A 24517-nucleotide genomic window follows, 5' to 3' on the forward strand; every position below is an offset into this window, starting at 1 on the left:
CATGACCGACATCGTGGTGGCCGCAGCGCTCGGCGCGCTGGGCGGTGCCGTGGTCGCGGTCACCCTGCTGTTCGCGTGGCGCCTGGCACGCGGATCGCGTGAACTGGGCAGCGACGCGGAGCAGGCGACCTATCGCGCGCTGCATCATGCGAGCCTCGCCGCGGGTCACCTGCGCGGCGGGCTGCGCGCTGCCGAGGTCGCGCGGGCCGCGAAGCACCTGCGCGTGCTGCTGGGCAGCACCGCCGTCGCGATCGTGCGGCGCGACGGCGACGGCGGGCACGAGGTCGTCGCCACCGACGGGCCGCACGACGGCCTCGAGGCGGCGGCGCGCCGCATCTCAGAGCGCGTCGCCGAGACCGGGCGCCGCCAGGTCTTCCCGGCGCCGGAGGGGTCGCCGGACGGGCTCGAGGCCGTGGGCGCGCCGGTCGCGATCGACGGTGTCGTCGTCGGGGCGGTGGTCGCCTTCGCCTCGCCCGTGCGGGCGACGCTCGTGCGGGCGGCCGAAGAGGTGGCGGACTGGTGCGCGGCGCAGCTCGAGCTGGGGGAGCTGGATGCTTCGCGCACAGCCCTCGCCGAGGCCGAACTGCGGTCGCTGCGGGCGCAGATCAGCCCGCACTTCATCTACAACGCGCTCACCGCGATCGCGTCCTTCGTCAACACCGACCCGCCCCGCGCGCGGGAACTCGTCCTCGAGTTCGCCGACTTCACGCGGTACTCGTTCCGGCGGCAGGGGGAGTTCACCACCCTCGCCGAGGAGCTGCGGAGCATCCACTCGTACCTCGAACTCGAGCACGCGCGGTTCGGCGACCGGCTCTCGGTGAAGCTGCTCATCGCCCCCGAGACCCTCAGCACCGTGATCCCCTTCCTGTCGGTGCAGCCGCTGGTCGAGAACGCCGTGCGGCACGGGCTCGAGCCCGGCGAGGGCGGCGGCACCATCACGATCACCTCGGCCGACGCGGGCACCCGCACCGAGATCACCGTCGACGACGACGGCGTGGGCATGGACCCCGAGGCGCTGCGCAGGCTGTTCGCCGCCGGCGGCGACGGCGCCCACGTCGGCCTGCGCAACGTCGACACGCGCCTGCGGCAGCTCTACGGCGATGCGGGCGGACTGGTCGTCGAGACCAACCTCGGCGCCGGTACCATGGTGCGGATGCGGATCCCCAAGTCCCAGCCGTTGCACGATCCGGGGGTCGCGAACCCATGATCGATGTGCTCATCGCCGACGATGAACGCCCCGCGCTCGACGAGCTCGAGCACCTGCTGCGCGCCGACGAGCGGATCGGGACGATCGTGCGGGCGGGCTCTGGCGCAGAGGCGATCCGTGCGCTGTCGGAGCGGGCGGTGGACGCCGCGTTCCTCGACATCCACATGCCGGGGCTGTCCGGGCTCGACCTCGCGCGAGCGATCTCGCAGTTCGCCGTCGCACCGGCGATCGTGTTCGTGACGGCCGACGAGGCGCGGGCGCTCGAGGCGTTCGAGGTGCACGCCGTGGACTACCTGCTCAAGCCGCTGCGCCCCGAGCGGCTGCGGCGGGCGATCGAGCGCATCGTGCGGCCGGCCGCGGCATCCGTCCCGCCGACCGGCGGGTCGCAGCCGGTCTCAGCGTCCGACGACGACGAGACCCTCCCGGTGCAGGTGGGCTCGACGATCCGGCTCGTGCGTCGCTCCGACGTGCGGTACGTGCAGGCGCAGGGCGACTACTCGCGGCTGCACACGGGGCAGGGCTCGCATCTGGTGCGCATCCCCATCTCGGACCTCGAGCAGAGGTGGACAGGTGCCGGGTTCGTGCGCGTGCACCGGTCCTTCCTGGTGCGCGGCACATCGGTGACGGCGCTGCGGCTGAGCGGCGCCGAGCCCAACGTCGCGATCGGCGACATCGTGCTGCCGGTGAGCCGGCGGCTGGTCGCGGCGGTGCGCGAGGCGCTCGTGCGGCCGGAGGGCGGTACGCCGCGATGAGCGACGAGCCGCGGCATCCGCCGGCTGCTCCTGCGCGCCAGCGCGTGACGGCCGCACCCTCGCCTCGCCGCCCGTCGACGGCGACCCGCGGCATCGCCCTGCCGGGCACTCCCGCGCAGGAGGCGGACGCCGTCTTCGCCCGCGGGCTCAGGCGCGCTCAGCTGCGCCTCGCCCTGGGCTCTGTCGTCGGGTTCATCGTGGTGGTCGCCGTCCTGGCGCTGGTGACGGCGCTCGTGCCCGAACTGGATCGGGCGACCCTGTGGGGCGTGCCGCTGTCGTGGCTGCTGCATGCGTACGGCTTCTATCCGGTGATCCTCGTCTTCGCGGTGCTGTACGTGCGCGCCGCCGGGCGCAACGAGAGACGCTACCGGGCTCTGCGGGAGCGCGAGTGAACCCCGTCCTCGACCTCGTCGCGGTCGCCTTCGTGGTGGTCGCGACGATTCTGGTCGGCGCCTACGGGCTTCGCATCTCGCGCACGACCAGCGACTTCTTCGTCGCCTCGCGCACCGTGCGCCCGGTGTGGAACGCTTCGGCCATCAGCGGCGAGTACCTCTCGGCGGGCACGTTCCTGGGGCTGGCGGGCCTGGTGCTGCTCGGCGGTGCGCGCGGCTTCTGGTTTCCGATCGGCTACGCGGCCGGGTACCTGCTGGTGCTGCTGTTCGTCGCGGCGCCCCTGCGGCGCAGCGGCGCCTACACGATCCCCGACTTCGTGCAGGCGCGCTTCGAGTCGCTCGGCGCGCGCCGCGTGACGAGCGTCGTGGTGCTGGTCATCGGCTGGCTGTACATCGTGCCGCAGCTGCACGGCGCAGCCCTCACGCTCGGCGTCGTCGCCGACCTGCCGCCGTGGGTCGGGGCGGTCACCGTCGCGGTGCTGGTCGGGGGAGCGGTCGCGGCCGGCGGCATGCGCGCGATCACCTACGTGCAGGCGTTCCAGTACTGGCTCAAGCTCACCGCGCTGATCGTGCCGGTGGTCTTTCTGGTGCTCGCCCTCGGCGGCGGACGCGACATCGACGCGTCGCTGGTGTTCCCGGCCGCGCAGGGACCGGCGAGCTTCGACCTGTACTCGACGGTTTCGCTGATGCTCGCCCTGCTCCTGGGAACGATGGGTCTGCCCCACGTGCTGGTGCGGTTCTACACGAGCCCGACGGGTGTCTCGGCGCGGTTCACGACGGTGCTGGTCATCGCGATGGTGAGCGTCTTCTACGCCGCGTCGAGCACGATGGGCCTGATCGCACGGGTCGCCGCGCCCGACCTCGCGCAGTCCGGGGTGGCCGACACCGTCGTGCTGCTGCTGCCGTCGCGAGTGATCCCCGGGCTGGCCGGCGACCTGCTCACCGCGCTGGTCGTGGCGGGGGCGTTCGCGGCGTTCCTCGCCACGTCGTCCGGGCTCGTCGTGTCGCTCGCGGGCGTCGTGAGCCAGGACGTGTTCTCGGGCAGCGTCCGCTCGTTCCGCGTCTCGGCGGTGCTGTGCACGGCCGTCCCACTGGTCGTGGCCCTCATGACCGTGCCCGAGGGCCTGGTCTCGAGCGTCGGGCTGGTCTTCGTGTTCGCGGCGTCGAGCCTCTCGCCGGTCGTGCTGCTGGGCGTGTGGTGGCGGCGCATGACCGCGCGCGGCGCGGTAGCCGGCATGGCGGTGGGGGCGCTCACGTGTGGCGCCGCGCTGGTCGCGGGCTTCGCGATCGACCCCGGCTCGGGCTGGATCGGCGCCGCCGTCGCCCAGCCCGCGGCCTGGACGATCCCGCTCGCGATCGCCGTCGTCGTGGTCGTGTCGCTCACGGACCGCCGCGGCCTGCCCCTGCGGGCCGACCGCTACCTCGCGAGACTCCACGTGCCCGAGCGGGTCTGACGCCTGCGCGGCTTCTCGTGCCCGCCGGTCCCTCGGGCCGCGCGTCCTGTCCTCCACAGGAGCCGGGCGCTCTCGAGACTGCGCGACCTCGGGTGAGCGTGACGGTGGTGTCCTACGCCGCGGCTAGCCTGGAACCGTGAGCATGGCACCCGGCGATCCCTCTGTCGACGTGGCGTGGGATTCCGAGCCCGCCCCGCCTCCCGACGACGACTGGTTCCCGCCCGACGACTCGTGGGTTCCGCCCGAGGACGACGCTCCGGTTCCTGAGCATGCCGAAGGGCCGCCGGGCGACGTCTTCGAACAGACCGGGGGCGCAGCATCCGCCCCCCGCGTCGATCGCACCGGCGCCGACCCGCGCGCCGTGCTCAAGGAGGTCTTCGGGTACGACCAGTTCCGCGGCGACCAGGCCGAGATCGTCGCCCAGGTGGTCGCCGGCGGCGACGCGGTCGTGCTGATGCCGACCGGCGGCGGCAAGTCGATCACGTACCAGATCCCCGCGCTCGTGCGACCGGGCACGGGCCTGGTCGTGAGCCCCCTCATCGCGCTGATGCACGATCAGGTCGACGCGCTGGTGGCCAACGGCGTGCGCGCGGCGTACCTCAACTCGACGCAGCTGCCGCATGAGCGGGCGGCGGTCGAGCGGGCGTTCCTGGCCGGTCAGCTCGACCTGCTGTACGTCGCCCCCGAGCGCCTGTCGGCGGCGGCCACGACCGCCCTCCTGCAGCGCGGCACGCTCAGCGTCATCGCGATCGACGAGGCCCACTGCGTGTCGCAGTGGGGTCACGACTTCCGCCCCGACTACCTCGCACTGGGCGACCTGGCCGAGAGATTCCCCGGTGTGCCCCGCATGGCGCTCACCGCGACCGCGACCCGTGCCACGCACAAGGAGCTCACCGAACGGCTCGACCTGCCGCGCGCGAAGCACTTCGTCTCGAGCTTCGACCGGCCCAACATCCAGTACCGCATCGAGCCGAAGGCCGAGCCGCGGCGCCAGCTCGTGGCGTTCATCCGTTCGCAGGCGCCGGGATCGGCGGGCATCGTCTACGCGCTCAGCCGCAAATCGGTCGAGCAGACGGCGGAGTACCTGAGCACGCAGGGCATCGACGCCCTGCCGTATCACGCGGGGCTTCCCGCCGAGACGCGCGCGCGCAACCAGTCGCGGTTTCTGCGCGAGGACGGCGTCGTGATGGTCGCGACGATCGCCTTCGGCATGGGCATCGACAAGCCCGACGTGCGCTTCGTCGCGCACATCGACCTGCCGAAGTCGGTCGAGGGCTACTACCAGGAGACCGGCCGCGCCGGCCGCGACGGCGACCCCGCGGTGGCGTGGATGGCGTATGGGCTGGGCGACGTCGTGCAGCAGCGCCGCATGATCGACCAGAGCCCGGGCGACCGCTCGTTCAAGATGCGACTCGGCCAGCACCTCGACGCGATGCTCGGGCTGTGCGAGACGGTCCAGTGCCGCCGCCAGAACCTGCTCGCCTACTTCGGCCAGGACTCGGCTGCGTGCGGCAACTGCGACACCTGCCTCGAGCCGCCGCAGATCTATGACGGGCTCGTGCCGGCGCAGAAGCTCCTCTCGACGATCGTGCGGCTCAAACGCGAGCGCAACCAGGCGTTCGGCGCAGGTCACCTGATCGACATCCTCCGCGGCATCCGCACCGACCGCGTCACCGGCCAGCGGCATGACGAACTGTCGACGTTCGGCCTGGGGGCCGACCTCAGCGAGCAGGACTGGCGGGGCGTCGTGCGGCAGCTCTTGGCTCGGGGCATCGTCGTCCCCCAGGGAGAGTACGGCACCCTCGCGCTCGGCGAGCCGGCCGCCGGCGTGCTGCGCGGCCAGACCCCGGTTCCCCTGCGCCGCGACGTGATCGGAAGGCGCGGCGGCGCCTCGTCGGTGCGGCGCACGGCGGTGGCCGACACGCTCGACCCGGTCGACCGCGGCGTGTTCGAAGCGCTGCGGGAGTGGCGCGCCGACATCGCCCGCGAGCAGGGGGTGCCCGCGTACGTCGTCTTCAACGACGCCACGCTGCGGGCCCTCGCCGAGACGCGCCCGCGCAGCATGTCGCACCTCGACGGCATCACGGGCATCGGCGTGAAGAAGCGCGACGCCTACGGCGAGGCCGTGCTGGAGGTCATCGCGGCCTCGGTGTGACCCGCGCCCGGCAGCATCGATCGCCCGCACGCCCCTGTCCCGGTCTCGCGCGGTCATGTCCCGATCCGGTTCATTCCCAGGGTGTGTTGTGCTCGAAAGCGGGACACGGCGCCCGGATTCCCCGCTCAGCAGGGGCGCAGCCCCGGCTGAGCGGGATGGCACCCTAGGCTGGCCCGCACAGGCACCGACGCCCGGGGAGGACACGTGGCTCTCAGCAACATCGAGATCGCCCAGGCTGCGAAGCTCGAGCCGATCACCGCGATCGCCGAGAGGCTCGGCATTCCCGACGACGCGCTCGTGCCGTACGGGCGGCACAAGGCGAAGGTGTCGCTGCGGTTCCTCGAGAGCCTGCGCGAGCGCCCGACGGGGCGGCTCGTGCTCATGACCGCGGTGTCGCCGACGCCCGCCGGCGAAGGAAAGACGACGACCACGGTCGGCCTCGGCGACGCGCTCACCCGCATCGGCGAGAAGACGATGATCTGCCTGCGCGAGCCCGCGCTCGGGCCGGTGTTCGGCATGAAGGGCGGAGCTGCGGGCGGCGGCTACGCGCAGGTGCTCCCGATGGAGGACATCAACCTGCACTTCACCGGCGACTTCGCCGCGATCGCGGTCGCCACGAACCTGCTGGCGGCCCTCATCGACAACCACGTGCACCACGGAAACGCGCTCGGCATCGACGTGCGGCGCATCACCTGGCGGCGCGTGCTCGACGTGAACGACCGCGCGCTGCGCGACATCGTGACCGGACTCGGCGGCCCCGGCAACGGCTACCCGCGCGAGTCCGGGTTCGACATCGTTGTGGCCAGCGAGGTGATGGCGGTCTTCTGCCTGGCCCGCTCGCTGCGCGACCTCAAGGAGCGGCTGGGCGAGATCGTCGTCGCGTACACGCGCGACCGCGCCCCGGTGCGCGCCCGCGACCTCAACGCCCACGGGGCGATGGCGGCCGTGCTGCGCGATGCGCTCGCGCCCAACCTCGTGCAGACGATCGAGCACACGCCCGCGTTCGTGCACGGGGGGCCTTTCGCGAACATCGCCCACGGCTGCAACTCGCTCATCGCGACGGCATCGGCTCTGCGCCTGGCCGACTACGTGGTGACCGAAGCGGGCTTCGGCGCCGACCTCGGAGCCGAGAAGTTCGTCGACATCCTGTGCCGCACGTCGGGCCTGCGCCCGTCGGCTGCGGTGATCGTCGCCACGGTGCGCGCGATGAAGCACCACGGCGGCGTCGCCGTCGCCGACCTTCCCGCCGAGAACGTCGAGGCCCTTCAGCGCGGCACCGTCAACCTCGTGAGGCATCTGCGGACGGTGCGCGAGGAGTGGGGCATCCCGGCGGTCGTGGCGATCAACCACCGGGCTGAGGACACGGATGCCGAGATCTCGGCGCTGATCGCCGCCGTCGAGGCCACCGGCGCCACGGCGATCGTCTCGAGGCACTTCGCTGAGGGCGGCGCCGGCGCCGAGGAGCTGGCGCGTGCGGTCGTCGGGCTGAGCACCGCGGCGGACACCCCCGAGCTCGCCTTCACCTACCCCGACGATGCGACGCTGTGGGAGAAGATGCGCGCCATCGCGACGCGCGTGTACGGGGCATCCGGCATCACCGCCTCGCGCGCGGCGCGCACCCAGATCGACCGCCTGCAGCACGAGGGGTTCGGGCACCTGCCGGTGTGCGTCGCCAAGACGCAGTACTCGTTCTCGACCGACGCGAGCCTGCGCGGAGCGCCCGAGGGCCACGTGATCGACATCCGCGAGGTGCGGCTGGCGGCGGGCGCCGGGTTCGTGGTGATGATCTGCGGCGACATCATGACGATGCCGGGGCTTCCCGCCGTCCCGGCCGCCGGCACGATCGACATCGATGACGAGGGCCGCATCGTCGGTCTGTTCTGAGCCCCGCGGCGGCCGGATTTCGCGGTGAGTGCTGCGGTTTCGTGCAACTGCGGCGCATAGCTGTGCCGCACTCGCAGAGAACTGCCGCACTCGGCCCTCGGCCCCATCCGACGGTCGTAGCCTGAGTGCACGCACGCTCCCCGAGGAGGGTCCCGCACATGTCCCTGACAGACACCCCGTCGCTGACCGACATCCCGTTCCAGACGATGGACGGCGAGACCAAGACGCTCGCCGACTACGACGGCAAGGCGCTGCTGATCGTCAACGTCGCCTCGCGCTGCGGCCTCGCGCCGCAGTACGCGACGCTCGAGCGGCTGCAGCAGGAGTACGGCGCGCGGGGGCTGCAGGTGCTCGCCTTTCCGAGCAACCAGTTCCTGCAGGAGCTGGGCAGCAACGAGGCGATCAAGCAGTTCTGCTCGATGACCTACGGGGTGACCTTCCCCGTGTTCGACCGCGTCCGCGTGAACGGCAGGCGGGAGCATCCGCTCTACACCGAGCTGAAGAAGGCGACGGATGCCTCCGGCAAAGCCGGCCGCGTCACCTGGAACTTCGAGAAGTTCCTCGTGACGCCGGGCGGCGAGGTGCACCGCTTCCGCCCGCACACCGAGCCCGACGACCCGGCCGTGATCGCGGCGATCGAGGGCGCCGTCCCGGCCTGACCGCGATTCGTGCCAGCTCAGAGCGGGAAGGTGCGCACGCGCTCCACGCCGAACCGGTGGAGGTGCGCCCGGTGAGGTCGAGGTTCGTCTCCACGGCCGTCAGGCCGGCGTCCGCAGCCGGTCCGCGACGAGGCGCACGGTCGCCTCGGGGTCGACGCGGTGACCCACCGACTCGGGCACCTCGATGAGCTCGGCGCCGGGAATCGACTCCGCGACCCGCCGGGAGGCGGCGATCAGGAACGGGAACGTCTCGACCCCGCACAGCACCGTGACCGGCACCCCGACAGCGCGCATCTGCGCGGTGGGAGTGGACACCGCGCGCGTGAGCGTCGCGTCGTAGACGGTGGACTGCGCGAGCGGCAGCAGCCCGGCGAACATCGGGGTGTTCCGCAGCTGCTCGATCAGCTGCTCGGGCAGGCCGATGCCCTCGCGCTGGAAGGTCACCACGGCCTGCTCGGGCCTGGCCTCGTCGACGAAGGCCTGCAGCCGCTCGGGCAGGTCTTCGGCGGGCTCGTCCTGGCCGAAGTGCAGCGGCGGCTCCGACAGGAACAGTCGCGTGACGGGCACGCCGACGGATGCCGCGACCCACGCGACCACCGCGCCGGAAGAGTGTCCCAGCACGGCGGCAGCCCCGCCGACCGCCTCGATCACGGCGGCGAGGTCCTCCGCCTCGCGTTCGGGGGCGTACGGACGCGTGTCGCCGCTGTCGTGCCGGGCCCGCCGGTCGTAGGTGACCGCGCCGAGCCCCGCGGACGCGAACGCGTCCGCGATCGGCTCGGCGTCGGCGGCCGTCGAAAACGCGCCGTTCACGATGATCACGGGCGGTCCTTCGCCGTACCGGTGGTAGGCGATGAGGGTTCCGTCGGCGGAGGTCGCACTCGGCATGACTCGATGCAACCAACGGGCCGTGCGCGGGTCAAGCCCTTGCGCGGCCGCTCGGGTGCCTGTTGCGCTCCGCGGCGCGTAAGTAGGGTAGCGCCATGGAGACCATGAAAGCGCTTGTGTTCCACGGTCCGGGTCAGAAGGCATGGGAGGACGTCCCCAGGGCGGCGATCCAGCGCCCCACCGACGTCGTGGTCAAGATCGACACGACGACCATCTGCGGCACCGATCTGCACATCCTCAAAGGCGACGTGCCCGCCGTCACCGACGGGCGCATCCTCGGTCACGAGGGCGTCGGCACGATCGTCGAGATCGGGGATGCCGTCGAGACGCTGGCGGTCGGAGACCGCGTGCTCATCTCGTGCATCTCGGCGTGCGGCCGGTGCGAGTTCTGCAAGAAGGGCGTCTATTCGCACTGCCTCGGCGACGAGGGCGCGTCGGGCATCGGCTGGATCTTCGGGCATCTCATCGACGGCACGCAGGCCGAGTACGTGCGGGTGCCGTATGCCGAGACATCCGTCTACAAACTGCCCGACTCGGTCTCGAACCGCGACGGGGTGATGCTGAGCGACATTCTGCCGACCGGCCACGAGATCGGCGTGAAGTACGGCCGCGTGAAGCCGGGCGACACGGTCGCGGTGATCGGCGCGGGCCCGGTGGGCCTGGCCGCCATCATGACCGCGCAGCTGTACGGGCCCGCGCACGTGATCGCCGTCGACCTCGACGAGAACCGGCTCGAGCAGTCCCGGCAGTTCGGCGCGACCGACACGGTCGTGTCGGGCGAGGGCGTGAAGGAGCGCATCCTCGCCCTCACCGACGGGCTCGGCGTGGATGTCGTGATCGAGGCGGTCGGCGTTCCGGCGACCCTCGCCCTCGCCTTCGAGGTCGTGCGCCCGGGCGGTGTCGTGGCGAACGCGGGCGTGCACGGCAAGCCCGTGGAGTTCCCGATCCAGGATCTGTGGATCCAGAACATCACCGTCACGACCGGCCTGGTCAACACCGACACCACCGACATCCTGCTGAAGATGGTCGAGTCCGGAAAGCTTGCCGCCTCGAAGTTCGCCAGCCACGACTTCGCACTCGAGCACATTCTCGACGCGTACGACGTGTTCGCCCGTGCGGCCGAGACGAAGGCGCTCAAGGTCATCCTCGACGCGTAGTCCCGGCCGCCTGGTTCCCGGCCGCCCCGGCGCGCTTCGCGGCGACTCGCCCTGACGCGCTGCCCGCTTCGGCACGTTGCGGCGACTCGCCAGAAGCGCAGGGGGCGCGGGTCGAGCACCCGGATGCTGTCGGGTCCGCACAATCCGCTGGCCCGACGTCGTCCGGCGTGGTTGTGGAGGATTGCCAAGCCGTTTGGTCCGAAGTTGTGGGAGTCCTACGGTCAGGGATGAACTTCCCTGTCGATGCCGAAAAGGTGATGCCATGGCTGACGCCGCCGTCCGTACCAAGAAGCCCGCCACGAGCAAGCGCACGCCCGCCGGAGGCGCGCCCACCGCCGCACACAGCGCGCAGGAGGCATCCGATCCCCGCATCGATGTCGCCGCGGTCACCGATCTGCTGCTCGGCACGTGGGCTCACACCCGCCGCGAGTCGCGCGAGATGATCAAGGACCCGGCGTTCTGGCGCATCGACGGCCAGCCGATGCCCGAGCACCGCGAGCGCGTGCTCAGCCAGCTGCACCTGCTCGTCGAACACGGCGGCTCGCGCCGCGCGTTCCCCAAGGAGTACGGGGGCGGCGAGGACAACGGCGCGAACCTCGCGGGGTTCGAGGAGCTCGTGCTCGCCGACCCGAGCCTGCAGATCAAGTCGGGCGTGCAGTGGGGCCTGTTCGGCTCGGCCGTGTATCAGCTCGGCACCAAGAAGCACTGGGACCAGTGGCTTCCGGGAATCATCGACCTGTCGCTGCCGGGCGCGTTCGCCATGACCGAGACCGGGCACGGGTCGGATGTCGCGGCCATCGGCACCACCGCGACGTACGACCCCGAGACGCAGGAGTTCGTGATCCACACGCCGTTCCGCGGCGCGTACAAGGACTACCTCGGCAACGCGGCGCTGCATGGCAAGGCGGCCACCGTCTTCGCGCAGCTGATCACCGGGGGCGTCAACTACGGCGTGCACTGCTTCTTCGTGCCGATCCGCGACGACGAGGGCGGCATGCTCCCGGGCGTCACGAGCCAGGACGACGGCGTGAAGGGCGGCCTCAACGGCATCGACAACGGCCGGCTCGCGTTCGACCACGTGCGCGTGCCGCGCTTCAACCTGCTCGACCGCTACGGCCAGGTCGACGAGGACGGCACGTACTCGTCTGAGATCCCGTCGCCGGGCCGCCGCTTCTTCACGATGCTCGGCGCCCTGGTGCAGGGCCGCGTGTCGCTCGACGGGGCGTCGACGACCGGCGCCGCGCTCGCCGAGTACATCGCGATCACGTACGCGGGCCAGCGCCGGCAGTTCGACTCGGGCGCCGGCACCGACGAGGTCGTGCTGCTGGACTACGGCAAGCACCAGCGGCGCCTGCTGCCGCTTCTGGCCCAGACCTACGCGCAGTTCTTCTCGCACGACGAGCTGCTGAAGAAGTTCGACGGCGTCTTCTCGGGACGCAACGACACCCCCGAGGAGCGCGAAGACCTCGAGACCCTCGCCGCCGCGCTCAAGCCTCTGTCGACCTGGAACGCCATGGACACGATCCAGGAGTGCCGCGAGGCGTGCGGGGGGTCGGGATTCCTCGCCGAGAACCGCTTCGTGGGCCTGCACCAGGACCTCGACGTCTTTGTCACCTTCGAGGGCGACAACAACATCCTGCTGCAGCTGGTCGGCAAGCGCCTGCTGAACGACTACGCGAAGCAGTTCAAGGGGGCAGATGCCGCGACCCTCGCCCGCTTCGCCGCCCGCCAGGCCGCCGGCAAGGTGTTCCACGGCGCGGGACTGCGCCAGCTCGGGCAGGCCGTCGCCGATCTGGGCTCGACGGCCCGTTCGGTCGAGTTCGGCTTGCGCGAGGACCAGCAGCACGCGCTGCTGGCCGGTCGCGTCGAGCAGATGATCGCGGATGTCGCGGCCGCGCTGCGCCCTGCGGGCAAGCTGTCGCCGGCTGAGGCGGCGGCCCTGTTCAACGCGCACCAGGCCGAGCTGATCGAGGCCGCGCGCGCCCACGGCGAGCTGCTGCAGTGGGAGGCCTTCACCGACGGCGTCCACCGCATCGACGACGAGGGCACGAAGCTCGTGCTCACGTGGCTGCGCGACCTGTTCGGGCTGCACCTGGTCGAGAAGCACCTCGCGTGGCACCTCATCAATGGGCGCCTGTCGACGCAGCGCGCGGCATCCGTCTCGCGCTACATCGACCGCCTCGTCGCGCGCCTGCGCCCGCACGCGCAGGACCTCGTCGACGGTTTCGGGTTCGAGCCCGAGCACGTGCGCGCGCCGATCGCGTCGGGAGCCGAGCAGCAGCGCCAGGACGAGGCGCGCGAACACTACCGCGCGCTGGCCGCGTCGGGGGACGCCCCGGTGTCGGAGAAGTCGCTCAAGAAGAAGAAGTGAGCGTCACGGAACGGTAACGATTCCACAAGGACGTGTCGGGAATGAGGGGGTTCCGGTCATTTCTTCGGTGAAGGCAGGACGCAGCGCACCGATGAAGCGCTGCTCGCTTCACGAGGGGGCCGCACAGGTGGGGCTGCGGTCCCCTCGATTCCTCTCCGGCGGTCGGTCGGAGGGTCAGCTCGCCGACCAGCCGCACATGCCGCACTCGCCGGTCGCCGAGACCTCGACGAAGCAGTTCGGGCACATCGCGCGCTGACGCTCGGGGATCACCGGCTTCGCGACGCGCTCGGTGCGCGGTCGCGGGGCACGGGAGGCCGCCGCGCGCGCAGCAGGACTGGGCGCGGCCGTGACAGGGCGGGTGAAGACCGGGCGGTGGTCGAGGCAGTAGAAGCGCACGAATCCGTCATGGTTCTTCGGATGCCGGTGCTTGAGCGCCCACAGCTCGGTGCGTTCGCGCGGCTCGGACTCGGGGCCGCACGTGAAGCACCGCGTCGGCTCGCCCGGGACGATGTCGGCGACAAGCACAGGAGTCTCGAACGGTATGGCGTCCCGCCAGTCGGCTGATGCGACGATCTTCATGGCGGTTGCCTCCCTTGCTGCGCCGGGCGAAAGACCCGACCCCTTAACGGTAAGCGCATTCGGCGGTTCGTCGCGCCGGGTCTGCGGGTGACCGGTCGGCGGCGAGCAGGTGACCGGTCGGTGACCAGCAGGTGCCTGCTTGGTCTGCCCCCCGCGCCGGGGCCGGGGGAGTCTCGCGGTAGCGTGAGGGCGTGAGTCCTGGCATCCGCTCTGCCGACCTCGTCGTCGACGAGCACGGTGTCGCGCGCTGCGCGTGGGCCGGGGCCGATGCCGAGTATCGCCGGTACCACGACCAGGAGTGGGGTGTGGCACTGCACGGCGACCGGGCGCTGTTCGAGAAGCTGAGCCTCGAGGGGTTCCAGGCGGGACTGTCGTGGATCACGATCCTGCGAAAGCGCCCACGGTTCCGCGAGGCGTTCGCGATGTTCGAACCCGACGCGGTCGCGCGCTTCGGCGACGATGACGTCGAGCGCCTGATGGCGGATGCCGGCATCGTTCGCAACCGCGCGAAGATCCTCGCCACGATCTCGAACGCGCGGGTGGTCGCCGACATGAGCGAGGGGGAGCTCGACGCGTTGATGTGGTCGTTCGCGCCACCGGCCGGCCCCCGGCCCCGATCGTTCGCGGATGTTCCCGCCTCGACCCCGCAGTCCAAGACGATGAGCAAGGCGCTGCTCGCCCGCGGGTTCCGCTTCGTGGGGCCGACCACGATGTACGCGCTCATGCAGTCGGCCGGCATGGTCGACGATCACATCGAAGGATGCTGGCGCTCAGGCGCGGTCGCGTGACGGAGGGCCCCGGCGAGCTTCGGGGCACGCCAGAGGCCCGGGGCGCTCATTTGCGCCACCGGGCCCCTTGTCTGTTGTCGGCCGGTTCAGTCCGCGTGCCCGCGGCGGCGCTGCCGACCCGCCAGCACCAGTCCCGTGCCGATCAGCGTGATCGTCGCTCCGGCGACGAGCCACGGCGCGGTCTCGGAGCCGGTCTCGGATCCGGTCTGCGCGAGCGCTTCGCGCGTGGGCGCGTTGCCGACCGCGACGCTCGTCGTGCCGGTGACGGTTCGCATGCTGCCGTCGTCGCCGCGCACGACCGGGTCGGCGGGGTCGGCCGGGTTCCCGGGGTCGCCCGGGTCGCCGGGGTCGCCGGGGTCGCCGGGGTCGCTGGGGTCGCCCGGGTCGCTGGGGTCGCCGGGGTCGCTGGGGTCGCCCGGGTCGCTGGGGTCGCCCGGGTCGAGCGGCGCCGAAGGCTCCTCAGCGAGGACCAGGCCGATCCAGTCCCAGGCCGTCGCAACGCGATCCAGGTCGCCCAGCCCGATGAACCAGTGCTGGCGGGCCGCCGGGATCCATTCGCCGGTGTCGGGGTCGGTCGTCCCCGGGTCGTTGTTGATCCGGTCCCAGCCGGTGTAGAAGTACGGGCTGCCCGGCTCGGTCCCCTGTGCGGAGCCCCAGAGCTGGAAGGCCGGCAGGTCTGCAGCCTGCATGCCGGACGGAATCCGGATGTACACCCGCTGACCGGGGGTGACCGCGTCGATCACGCGGCCGGCGGCATCCACCAGCTCCACGCCCGCCGGAACGGACGAGCCGTCGGCGGTGCGCAGCTCCACGTGCACGTCGCCCGCGCCGCCGACGAGCGTGGCGGTGAAGCCGTAGTCGGTCGAGCCGTCCGTGTTGCGCACGTAGCCTTCGGAGACGAACCCGGGCTGCGGCATAACGGCGTTCGTCGTAAGAGCCTGCTCGATGAGCCACGCGGCGGCGTCCAAGACCGCGGTGCGGTCGCTGGTGTGGCTGTTCTGCCAGGGGCTCTCGACGTCCATCTCGAACTGGGCGAGCGCCTGCTGCGAGAGCGTCACGTTGTTCGCCTCGTCGACGTCGAAGAACAGTCCCATGACGTTGTGACCGGTCGAGAAGTACCAGACCGCGAACTGCGTCGCCTGGTAGGCGGTGTATTCGTAGTAGCCATCGAGATGCTCCGCGGGCATGCCGTCGGGCACGGTGAATCGCGCGCCCGCTCGTTCCAGCAGAGCGCGGGCATCGGCAGCGCGGGCGGCGAGGTCGTTGCCGCCGCGGTAGCCGTTGACCAGCACCGTCTGCTGGGCGGCGCTGTTCTCCCAGTGGATGCCGTCGGGGTCGGGGCGGACCGTCTCACGGCCCTCCGGGGCGTGGTACCAGCTGTCGGCGATGTCGCGTTCGTAGACCATGCGGGTGGTGCCGTCGTCGTCGATGAGCTGGTGGCGCATGATGTGCAGCTGAGGCTGGTCGTTCCATCCGGACCAGTCCTTGCCCGACTCGGCACCGGGGATCTCAGCGAAGCGCCAGTAGTCGCAAGGGATGCCGTCGACGCCGCCGTCGTTCCAGTGCGGGTTGTAGTCGGGGTCGGGATACACGGCTGCCGTTTCGGCGGCCAGCATGGGCGCCTGATCGGTCGCGAGGGGCACGACCTCTTCGGCGTCACTCGCAGTCTCGGCTGCGACTGCGGTGTCGGCTGCGGCATCACCCGCAGTCTCGGCTGCGACTGCGGTGTCGGCGGTGTCGGTGTCGGGCTGGGCTTCCGGGGCGGGCGCGACGAGCGGATCGCTGGGTGCGGTCTCGGCCGCGCCCGGCTCGCCCGGCGGAGCGACTGCCGCATCTGCGGCATCCTCCGACGGATCCGGCGCGGTGACCGTTGCCACAGGGCCCGGGTCGGGGGGCTCGGCGAGGTCGGCTTCGTTTGCCACCGCGGCCATCGGTGCCGCGACCACCAGTCCGGCTGAGATCGCGGTTGCGGTGACGACGTTGAGGGTTCTCATGATTCCATCTCTCTGAACGGGGGTCGATACCTCCATGCTTCGGCTTCGCCAGGACGGGCAATACGCCCGAACGAGGTCATCGCCACCGTCGAAAGTCGGTAGCGCCCGGCTTGACATCGCCCGCGCTCAGCCGGCCGCCGGCCGACCCGTGGCGCGGTGAGTGCGGCCGTCCTAACGTGGACTGCGTGGACACCCGGATCAAGCCGGTCGACGCGTACGTCGCGCTGGCGTGCGCCGCCGGCGGTGCGGTCGTCGTGTTCCTGCGCGTGGACGCGGGCGTCGGCTGGGTCCCGCCCTGGGTCGAGTTCGCCGCGCAGGGCGCCACGGCGCTCGTGGTGCTCGTGCGGCGGTCGCATCCGCTCGTCCTGCTCGCCTGCTGCCTGGTCGCGGCGCTGGTCACGCCGGTGGTGGCGGCGCTGGTGGCCATGCACGCCGTCGGCTGCTACGTCGGGTCAGCCACGGTCGGCCTGTTCGCTGCGCTCGCGGCGGTCGTCATCACCTTGCCGGCGTGGTTGCTCAGCGATGTGAAGACCGATTCGGCGGGCCTGTGGAGCACGATCCTCGAACTGCTGTTCTTCTATGCCGCGGGACGCTTCCAGCGAAAACAGCGCAGGTCGGCCGAGCGCGCCGCCAAGGCGGCGGTGCTGGCCGCCCGTGTCGCCGAACGTGAAGCGCTGGCCAGGGAGGTGCACGACGTGGTTGCGCAGCGGATCAGCTTCACCGTGATCGAGGCAGAGATCATCGACACCGAGACGCACGACGAGAATGTGCACGGTCTGGCGCGGCAGATCGCCGAGACCGGCCGGGCCGCGCTCTCAGAACTGCGGACCATGCTGTTGGCGCTGACGTCTGCGTCGCCGATCGTCGCGGCGACGGTGTCCGCCACGGGACTGGCCGACCTGGTCAGGGATGCCGGGCTGGTCGGTCAGCCGGTGGTGCTCGACCAGCGCGTCGCCACGAGTGACCCCCCCGATCTCGTCGATCGCACCGTCGAGCGGGTCGTGCGCGAAGGGCTCACGAACGCGGTGCGACACGCGCCCGGCGCGCCGACCCGGGTGGTCGTGGAACAGCTGGACGGCGGGGTGGGGGTGACGGTGGAGAACGATGCGCCGGCCTCGCCTCCGAGCGGGCACACGACGGGCGGGTTCGGTCTCACCGGGCTGCGCGAGAGAGTCGGCCTTCTGGGCGGGACGTTCGAGTCCGGCCCGACGTCCGGCGGCGGATTCCGGCTCTGGGCGCGCCTGCCGAGGAAGGGCGCATGATCCGGGTTCTGGTCGTCGAAGACGAAGAGCTGGTGCGGGCCGGCATCGTGCGACTGCTGTCGACCGCACCCGACCTCGAAACGGTCGGCGAGGGCGCCGATGGCGCCGAGGCGATCGCGCTGGTGCGCGAGCTGCACCCGGACGTCGTTCTGCTCGACATGCGGATGCCCGTGCTGGACGGGCTGGACGCCATCATCGGCATCCGCCGTGAGCACCCTGAGGTGGCAATCGTCGTGCTCACGAGCTATCTCACCGACGAGTACCTCGTCCCGGCGCTGCGCGCGGGCGCGGTCGGCTTCCTCCTCAAGGAGTCCACGCCCGAGGAGCTGAAGCACGGAATCCGCGACGCGGCCGCAGGCAACTCGGTGCTGTCGCCCGCGGCCGCGCGACGGCTGCTCATGATCGCGAGTGCGAGCGCCTCAGGAGGCCGCGCGGCGGCGCGGGAGGCGCTGTACGCGCTCGCGCCGCAGGAGAGGGCTGTGGTGAGTCTCGTCGCCGAGGGCCTGTCGAACGCGGACATCGCCCGGCGCCTCTTCTTGGCGGAGTCGACGGTGAAGGCCTACCTCGCGGGGGCGATGACCAAGCTCGGCACCTCGAACCGCACCCAGACGGCGATTCTCGCGCTCGAGGCCGACCTCGACGCGGTGTGACCCTGTGAGAACGGCAGCCGGTGGGGATTTGTGCCCATCGGCGCTGCGGCGGCCTCGAATGTAGCCTGCTCGAGGCGCCATGACGCCGCGTGTCGGCGTTGTCCACAGCCGAATCGGCGGCTCCAGCCGCTCAAGGTAGGCTGTGCAGGCTCTCTGCACGCACGAGGTGCCCGTGTGTCTGTCGAATCGATTCGTCTGTCGCCGCGCCGACCATCGACCCCGCCCGAAGGAGGCCGAATCCTGTGAAAGCGTCGTCGTGGCTTCGAGCGCGCCCGCGCGCGCTCGCGTCGACCGGTATCGTCACCGTGGCTGCCGCCGTCATCGCGACGATGGCGGTCGTCTCCGAGGGATTTCCCACGACCGAGGTCGACCTTCACGACGGCGGAGTGTGGGTGACGAAGCAGTCCGGCCTGCTCGTCGGCCACTTCAACCACGAGTCGACCGTGCTCGACGCGGGCCTGCGCACGGCGACGAAGGACTACGACATCCTGCAGTCGGGCACGAACGTCTTCGTGCTCGACGCCGAGGCCTCCAGCGTGACCCGCATCGACCCCGCGATGGTCGTGCTCGGCGAGACGGCCCACCTTCCCAACGGCGCCAAGACGGTGCTCGGCGGGTCGACGCTGGCGATTCTCGACCGGACGAAGGGCGCGCTGTGGGTCGTGCCGGCCAGGGGGCTGGGCGGTTTCGAGGTGGCCACCGACGCGCCCGTGGCCAAGCTGGGCGCGGGGGCGGATGCCGCGGTCGGCCTCGACGGGACCGTGTACGCGGTCTCGCCCGCAGACGGCGAGGTCGTGACGATCCCGGTCGACGCCGAGGGCGCGCCGGGTGAGGCATCCCGTTCAAAGCTCGACGGGCTCTCGTCGTCGTCGAAGGCGACCATCACGGCGGTCGGCTCCACGGCGGTCGTGCTCGACGGCGCCGACAACACGCTCTACAGCACCGGCGGACTGCGCGCGTCGATCCCGGGCAGCACCGGCACGGCCGTGCTGCAACAGCCGGGAGCGGCCACCGACTCCGTCACGGTGGCCACGGCCGGAGCGCTGCTGCGCGTGCCGCTCGACGGCTCCGAGCCGGTCGAGGTGTCGGCCGGACCGCAGGGCGTGCCGACGGCGCCGGTGTATCTCGGCGGGTGCGCGTACGGGGCGTGGTCGGGATCGCTGAGGTTCGTGCGCGACTGCCTGGGCGAGGGTGACGATCTCGCGGTGGACGTGCCGGGTGCGAAGGACGATGCCGAGCTGGCGTTCCGCGTGAACCGCGATGTGATCGTGCTCAACGACGTGGTGGGCGGCTCGGCCTGGACGGCGAGCGACACCCTTCAGCAGGTCGACAACTGGGACGACATCACTCCTCCTGAGGGCGAGACGGAGCAGAACGACGAAGAGACGGTCGAAGAGACCGTCGAGACGACCCTTCCCGAGCGGTCCGAGATCAACACCCCGCCGGTCGCCACCGACGACGAGTTCGGGGTCCGCCCGGGGCGCACGACGCTGCTCCCGGTGCTCGACAACGACAGCGACGCCGACGGCGACGTGCTCACCGTCAGCCTCAGCGACGGGCAGCCCTCGCTCGGCGAGGTTCAGGTGATCGACAACGGCGCCGGGTTCCAGATCGCCGTGCCCGAGGGCGCGACGGGCTCGGCATCGTTCCCCTATCAGGTCGATGACGGGCGCCAGGGCACGGCGACCGCTTCGGTCACCGTCAGCGTGCACGACTGGGATCGCAACGCCGCCCCCAAGCAGAAGCGCGTCACGGCGCTCACTGTCGAGTCGGGCGGAGTGCTCACCTACAACGTGCTGCCGGACTGGATCGACCCCGACGGCGACGACGTGGTGCTCACATCGGTCGAGCCCGCACCCGGCGACGAGGTCGACATCACGCCCGACGGCGGCATCACCTACCGCGCGATCGGCGGAGCGCTCGGGCGCGTCGACGTCAAGGTCTTCGTGTCTGACGGCACCGAGATCACCGAGGGCGTCCTGCGCCTGGACGTGCGGCCCGTGGGCTCGACGCTGCCGATCGCCAACGCCGACCACGTCGTGGTGCGCGCCGGAAAGACCGTGACGGTCTCGCCGCTGCTCAACGACACTAACGCGAGCCGCGAGCCGCTGCGACTGAGCCGCGTCGACGAGGTGGCCGGCGCCACGATCTCACCCGACTTCGCCAACAGCACCTTCACGTTCTCGTCGACCGCCGTCGGGGTCTACTACGTGCAGTACCTCGTCTCGGCGGGCGTGCCCACCGCGGCGGGCGTGGTGCGCGTAGACGTCATCGGCGACGAGATCGATCCGGATGCCGCTCCCATCGCGGTGCGCGACATCGCGTTGCTGCCGAGCGGCCGCGAGACGCTCGTCAACGTGCTCGCGAACGACACCGACCCCGCCGGCGGCATTCTCGTGGTGCAGTCGGTGCAGGTCGACCCCGGCAGCGGCATCTCGGTGTCGGTGCTCGGCCACGAGACCCTCCGCGTCAGCGACCAGGGCGCGCTCAGCGAGCAGGTGACCATCCGCTACACGATCTCGAACGGGCGCTCCAGTGCCGAGGGCGAGGTCGTCGTGATCCCGATCCCGGCGCCGTCGAAGCTGCTGCCGCCGGTTGCGAACGACGACGAGGTCGTGGTGCGCGCGGGCGACATCGTGACGATCCCGGTGCTCGCGAACGACTATCACCCGAACGGCGACACGATCCACGTCGCTCCGCAGTTGGTGGCACCGCTGCCCGATGCCGAGGACGGCGAGATCTTCGTCTCGCAGGACACCGTGCGCTTCCACGCCTCCGACCAGCCCGGCACCGTCTACGCCACCTACGAGGCGGTCGACAGCACGGGTCAGAAAGACGCGGCGTACCTCACCATCCAGGTGCTGCCGGTCAATCTCGAGACCAATCAGGCCCCGCGGCCCCGAGACCTGACGACCCGGGTCCTTGCCGGGTCGACCGTCACGGTCTCGGTGCCGCTGGACGGAATCGACGCCGACGGCGACTCGGTCGAGCTGCTCGGCATCGCATCGGCGCCGGGCAAGGGGCGCATCGACGAGATCACCGCCTCGACGATCACCTATCGGGCGGATGCCTCGGCCTCAGGCCTCGACGAGTTCACGTACCGCGTGCGCGACCACCTCGGCAAAGAGGCGACGGCGACGATCCAGGTGGGCATCGCGCCGCCCGGCGAGAGCAACCAGGCCCCGTATGCGGTGAAGGACTCCGTGGTGATGCGCCCGGGTCGCACGGTCGCCGTCCCCGTGCTCGCGAACGACTCCGACCCCGAGGGCGACCAGCTCTCGCTGCTGAAGAACGGCCTCATCCTGCCCGACGTGCCGGGCCTGAAGGCCACGGTGCTCGGTGACCGCGTGCTCGTCACGGCGCCGGATTCCCCGATGCAGACCTCGCTGCAGTACACGATCAGCGACGCCCGCGGTGCGCGGTCGGTCGCCGTCATCCAGGTGTCGGTCGATGAAGACGTGCCGCTGCTCGCGCCGATCGCGCGCGACGATCGCGTGCTCGCCCACGACGTGGAGGAAGACACCGTCGACCTCGAGATCCTCGCCAACGACGAGGACCCGGACGGCACGATCGACGCGCTGAAGGTCGAGGTCTTCGGCGACAAGGCCAAGCTTCTCGCCGACAAGAGGCTGCGCATCACGCTCGACGACGAAGAGCGCCTGCTGACCTACACGATCACCGACGAGGACGGCCTCACCGCGACGGCGTTCGTGCGGGTGCCCGCGCTCGCCGATCTGCCGCCGACCCTCGCCTCGACCAAGCCGATCGAGGTCGTCTCGGGCGAGACGATCGAGATTCCGCTCGCCGACCATGTGCGCGCCGCCGGAGGCAACCCGGTCGTGATCACCGAGGCGGCGAAGGTCGTCGCCGCGCACTCCAACGGCGCGAACCTCGTGAAGGACCAGAAGACGCTCGTCTACACCTCTGCCGAACGGTACTTCGGTCAGGACGCCATCACCTTCGAGGTCACCGACGGCACGGGGCCCGACGACCCGGAGGGCCGCAAGGCGACGCTGACGATCCCGATCACGGTGCTGCCCCCGGCGAACCAGCAGCCGACCTTCCTCAACGGGCAGGTGAGCGTGGCCCCCGGTGAGGACGCCACGACGCTCGACCTGCGTCCCCTCACGACCGACCCCGACCCCGGTGATGTCGCCAAGATGACCTACACGCTGATCGGCGGTGCGCCGGCGGGCCTGACCGCGTCGGTGTCCGGGTCGATCCTGAGCGTGGGCGCCGCCTCGAACACGCCGAAGGACACCCAGGCGACGCTGAAGGTCCGCATCGACGACGGCGAGACGGAGCCGATCGAGGGCACGATCCTCGTCACTGTGACGGCATCCACCCGCTCGCTGCCCACCGCGACCGACGACGTCGTCGACGAGGCGCACCAGGGCAAGACAGTGACCGTCGATGTGCTCGCCAACGACTTCAACCCGTTCCCCGAGACCCCGCTGAAGGTGGTGGGTGCGGTCACCGAGACCGGCGAGGGCACGGCCGAGGTCAAGGGCGACAAGGTCGAGGTGAGCCCCGGCAAGACCTTCTTCGGATCGATGGTCGTGCGCTACCGCATCCAGGACGCCACCGCCGACGTCGACCGCGAGGTCGAAGGTCGCATCCTCGTGACGGTGCAGGGGCGGCCGGATGCCCCGGGCAAGCCGACCGTGTCGAGCGTGCAGGACCGCACCGTGGTGCTGTCGTGGACCCCGCCGGCTGACAACGGCGCCGAGATCACCTCGTACACGGTGTCGTCGGTCAACGGCGACTACACGAAGGAGTGCGCGGCGACGACGTGCACGCTCGACAAGCTGACGAACAACGTCGAGTACAACTTCACAGTGATCGCGACCAACCGCGTCGCCGACTCCGACCCGTCGCCGCCGTCCGAGACGGCGCGCCCCGACGCGCGGCCCGACACCCCGAACCCGCCGACGTTCACGGCGTTCGGCGACAAGAGCCTGTCGATTGCGTGGGTCACCCCGACGACGCCCGGCTCGCCGGTCGAGAAGTTCACCCTCGAGATCTCGCCGGCCCCGCCGTCGGGCATCTCGCAGAAGGCCGACCTCACGGGCAACGACTACGTCTGGACGGGACTCGAGAACGGCGTCGCCTACCGCGTGCGGGTCATGGCGCACAACCGCGCGCCCGAACCGTCGAGCTGGAGCGGGTGGTCGGCGACCGAGGTGCCCGCGAAGGCGCCCGAGCCGGTCGCGTCGCCCAGCGTCGCGCGGCTCGACCCGGTCGGCGCACAGGCTCAGCTCGAGGTGTCGTGGGACGAGCCGATGACCAACGGCGCGGCGATCACCGGCTACGAGCTGCAGGTGATGCAGGGATCAACCGTTGTCCGCACGATCCCGGGGATCGCTCCGACGCAGCATACCCAGGCCGTCGTGGTCGGCACGTCGACGACCGACTACACGTTCCGGGTGCGGGCCTCGAACAAGGCCGGCTGGGGCGAGTGGGGTGCGACCTCCGCCCCGCGGCGCGCGTTCGTCGCGCCGGGAGAGCCGACGGTGACGTCGGTTCAGCCGGGCGACCACCAGCTGACCGTCGGATTCACCAAGGCGGCCGGCAACGGTGCGAACGACACCGAGCTGCGCTACGAGTACTCGCTCAACGGCGGCGGCTGGGCCGCGTTCAACGGCTCCACGATCACCGGTCTCACCAATGGCACGGACTATTCGGTGCGCCTGCGCGCCTACACGTCGATGGACGGTGTGCGCTACGACGGCGCCGCCTCGGCCGCCTTCGCCGCGCAGAAGCCGTACGGACCGGTGAACACGCCGGGCGCGGGCGCGACGAACAACGGCACGTCGGTCACGGTCTCGTGGAGCGTCCCGGCGGCCAACGGCAGGCCCATCGCGCGGATCGAGACGAACATCGATGGCGGCGGCTGGCAGAACCGAGGCGCCTCCGGCGGGAGCGCGGTCGTCGGCGACGGCTACCAGCAGACCCACTCGATCCAGGTTCGCGCGATCGACACCGAGGGCCAGACCAGTGCGGTCGCCTCCGCCTCCGCCCGCACCAACGACCCGCCGCAGCCGACGGCGCGCACGACGAAGGGCGGCTCCGCTCAGGGACAATCCGGTTGCGGCTCGCAGTACTGCGCCTACCTGGCGGTCACTGTGCAGGACTTCCCGGAGGGCAGCTACAGCGTGCGATGCAACGACAGCGCCGACGGCCCGAACAATTGGCGCACGGTGTCCCTGCCGCGCAACGGCACGGTCGAGCTCACCTGCTACTTCGGCTACCCCGGACAGCAGGCGTGGGTCGACATCCAGGGCTGGGGTGAGGCGCAACGACTCACCTGGTGACCGCGCCGCGGCAT

16 protein-coding genes are annotated in these 24517 nt (G+C 71.1%); 13 read left to right on the forward strand and 3 right to left on the reverse strand.

Annotated features, from left to right (window positions below):
* The first annotated feature begins 1 nt into the window (after window position 1).
* The 7 genes from AB1K54_RS12935 to AB1K54_RS12965 all read left to right on the forward strand — a co-directional run bounded on the left by AB1K54_RS12935 (window position 2) and on the right by AB1K54_RS12965 (window position 8503).
* Window positions 2–1207 (forward strand): sensor histidine kinase, encoded by a 1206-nt coding sequence (locus tag AB1K54_RS12935; protein ID WP_371203166.1) that lies wholly within the window; start codon window positions 2–4, stop codon window positions 1205–1207.
* Window positions 1204–1959: a LytR/AlgR family response regulator transcription factor gene (locus tag AB1K54_RS12940; protein ID WP_371203167.1), complete on the forward strand. Its 756-nt coding sequence runs from the start codon at window positions 1204–1206 to the stop codon at window positions 1957–1959. Before AB1K54_RS12935 ends, AB1K54_RS12940 begins: the two co-directional genes overlap by 4 nt.
* The gene (locus AB1K54_RS12945) at window positions 1956–2351 is read left to right on the forward strand and encodes a heavy metal transporter (protein WP_371203168.1); all 396 of its coding nucleotides are present in this window, start codon (window positions 1956–1958) and stop codon (window positions 2349–2351) included. The genes AB1K54_RS12940 and AB1K54_RS12945 overlap by 4 nt, the downstream gene beginning before the upstream one ends.
* The gene (locus tag AB1K54_RS12950; RefSeq protein ID WP_371203169.1) at window positions 2348–3805 is read left to right on the forward strand and encodes a cation acetate symporter; all 1458 of its coding nucleotides are present in this window, start codon (window positions 2348–2350) and stop codon (window positions 3803–3805) included. The genes AB1K54_RS12945 and AB1K54_RS12950 overlap by 4 nt, the downstream gene beginning before the upstream one ends.
* Window positions 3806–3947: 142 nt before the next feature.
* Window positions 3948–5960 (forward strand): DNA helicase RecQ, encoded by a 2013-nt coding sequence (gene recQ / locus AB1K54_RS12955; RefSeq protein ID WP_371203199.1) that lies wholly within the window; start codon window positions 3948–3950, stop codon window positions 5958–5960.
* 204 nt (window positions 5961–6164) lie between these two features.
* Window positions 6165–7844, forward strand: coding sequence for a formate--tetrahydrofolate ligase (locus tag AB1K54_RS12960; protein WP_371203170.1), 1680 nt, complete (start codon window positions 6165–6167; stop codon window positions 7842–7844).
* 158 nt (window positions 7845–8002) lie between these two features.
* Window positions 8003–8503 (forward strand): glutathione peroxidase, encoded by a 501-nt coding sequence (locus AB1K54_RS12965; protein WP_371203171.1) that lies wholly within the window; start codon window positions 8003–8005, stop codon window positions 8501–8503.
* Window positions 8504–8602: 99 nt separating this feature from the next.
* On the opposite strand, the gene AB1K54_RS12970 is transcribed toward AB1K54_RS12965, so the two are convergent.
* A complete protein-coding gene (locus tag AB1K54_RS12970) occupies window positions 8603–9388 on the reverse strand; it encodes an alpha/beta fold hydrolase (protein WP_371203172.1) in 786 nt (261 codons plus the stop codon).
* A gap of 104 nt (window positions 9389–9492) precedes the next feature.
* Between AB1K54_RS12970 and AB1K54_RS12975 the strand changes: the two genes are divergently transcribed.
* Window positions 9493–10545, forward strand: a complete 1053-nt coding sequence (locus AB1K54_RS12975; protein ID WP_371203200.1) for a zinc-dependent alcohol dehydrogenase family protein — start codon at window positions 9493–9495, stop codon at window positions 10543–10545.
* A gap of 262 nt (window positions 10546–10807) precedes the next feature.
* The gene (locus AB1K54_RS12980; protein ID WP_371203173.1) at window positions 10808–12916 is read left to right on the forward strand and encodes an acyl-CoA dehydrogenase; all 2109 of its coding nucleotides are present in this window, start codon (window positions 10808–10810) and stop codon (window positions 12914–12916) included.
* A 174-nt stretch (window positions 12917–13090) separates the two neighbouring features.
* On the opposite strand, the gene AB1K54_RS12985 is transcribed toward AB1K54_RS12980, so the two are convergent.
* Entirely contained in the window at window positions 13091–13495 is a 405-nt protein-coding gene (locus tag AB1K54_RS12985; protein ID WP_371203174.1) for a glucose-6-phosphate dehydrogenase, read from the reverse strand.
* 191 nt (window positions 13496–13686) lie between these two features.
* On the opposite strand from AB1K54_RS12985, the gene AB1K54_RS12990 reads away from it, so the two are divergent.
* Window positions 13687–14283, forward strand: coding sequence for a DNA-3-methyladenine glycosylase I (locus tag AB1K54_RS12990; protein ID WP_371203175.1), 597 nt, complete (start codon window positions 13687–13689; stop codon window positions 14281–14283).
* Window positions 14284–14369: 86 nt separating this feature from the next.
* Here AB1K54_RS12990 and AB1K54_RS12995 read toward each other — a convergent pair whose 3' ends face one another.
* Window positions 14370–16277 (reverse strand): Cys-Gln thioester bond-forming surface protein, encoded by a 1908-nt coding sequence (locus tag AB1K54_RS12995; protein WP_371203176.1) that lies wholly within the window; start codon window positions 16275–16277, stop codon window positions 14370–14372.
* A gap of 185 nt (window positions 16278–16462) precedes the next feature.
* On the opposite strand from AB1K54_RS12995, the gene AB1K54_RS13000 reads away from it, so the two are divergent.
* The 3 genes from AB1K54_RS13000 (at window position 16463) to AB1K54_RS13010 (ending at window position 24503) form a co-directional block, all read left to right on the forward strand.
* A complete protein-coding gene (locus AB1K54_RS13000) occupies window positions 16463–17539 on the forward strand; it encodes a sensor histidine kinase (RefSeq protein WP_371203177.1) in 1077 nt (358 codons plus the stop codon).
* Window positions 17536–18189: a response regulator gene (locus tag AB1K54_RS13005; protein ID WP_371203178.1), complete on the forward strand. Its 654-nt coding sequence runs from the start codon at window positions 17536–17538 to the stop codon at window positions 18187–18189. The genes AB1K54_RS13000 and AB1K54_RS13005 overlap by 4 nt, the downstream gene beginning before the upstream one ends.
* 242 nt (window positions 18190–18431) lie before the next feature.
* Entirely contained in the window at window positions 18432–24503 is a 6072-nt protein-coding gene (locus AB1K54_RS13010) for an Ig-like domain-containing protein (RefSeq protein WP_371203179.1), read from the forward strand.
* The last annotated feature ends 14 nt before the right edge of the window (window positions 24504–24517 follow it).

This window comes from Microbacterium sp. BWT-B31 (genome assembly GCF_041379855.1).
In the GTDB taxonomy this organism is placed as follows: Bacteria; Actinomycetota; Actinomycetes; order Actinomycetales; family Microbacteriaceae; genus Microbacterium.

What these genes read in the sequence shown, in the direction of transcription:
- AB1K54_RS12935 (WP_371203166.1), top strand. Translation starts at nt 2, where the DNA reads ATGACCGACATCGTGGTGGCCGCAGCGCTCGGCGCGCTGGGCGGTGCC.
- AB1K54_RS12940 (WP_371203167.1), top strand. Translation starts at nt 1,204, where the DNA reads ATGATCGATGTGCTCATCGCCGACGATGAACGCCCCGCGCTCGACGAG.
- AB1K54_RS12945 (WP_371203168.1), top strand. Translation starts at nt 1,956, where the DNA reads ATGAGCGACGAGCCGCGGCATCCGCCGGCTGCTCCTGCGCGCCAGCGC.
- recQ (WP_371203199.1), top strand. Translation starts at nt 3,948, where the DNA reads ATGGCACCCGGCGATCCCTCTGTCGACGTGGCGTGGGATTCCGAGCCC.
- AB1K54_RS12965 (WP_371203171.1), top strand. Translation starts at nt 8,003, where the DNA reads ATGTCCCTGACAGACACCCCGTCGCTGACCGACATCCCGTTCCAGACG.
- AB1K54_RS12970 (WP_371203172.1), bottom strand. Translation starts at nt 9,388, where the DNA reads ATGCCGAGTGCGACCTCCGCCGACGGAACCCTCATCGCCTACCACCGG.
- AB1K54_RS12975 (WP_371203200.1), top strand. Translation starts at nt 9,493, where the DNA reads ATGAAAGCGCTTGTGTTCCACGGTCCGGGTCAGAAGGCATGGGAGGAC.
- AB1K54_RS12980 (WP_371203173.1), top strand. Translation starts at nt 10,808, where the DNA reads ATGGCTGACGCCGCCGTCCGTACCAAGAAGCCCGCCACGAGCAAGCGC.
- AB1K54_RS12985 (WP_371203174.1), bottom strand. Translation starts at nt 13,495, where the DNA reads ATGAAGATCGTCGCATCAGCCGACTGGCGGGACGCCATACCGTTCGAG.
- AB1K54_RS12995 (WP_371203176.1), bottom strand. Translation starts at nt 16,277, where the DNA reads ATGAGAACCCTCAACGTCGTCACCGCAACCGCGATCTCAGCCGGACTG.
- AB1K54_RS13005 (WP_371203178.1), top strand. Translation starts at nt 17,536, where the DNA reads ATGATCCGGGTTCTGGTCGTCGAAGACGAAGAGCTGGTGCGGGCCGGC.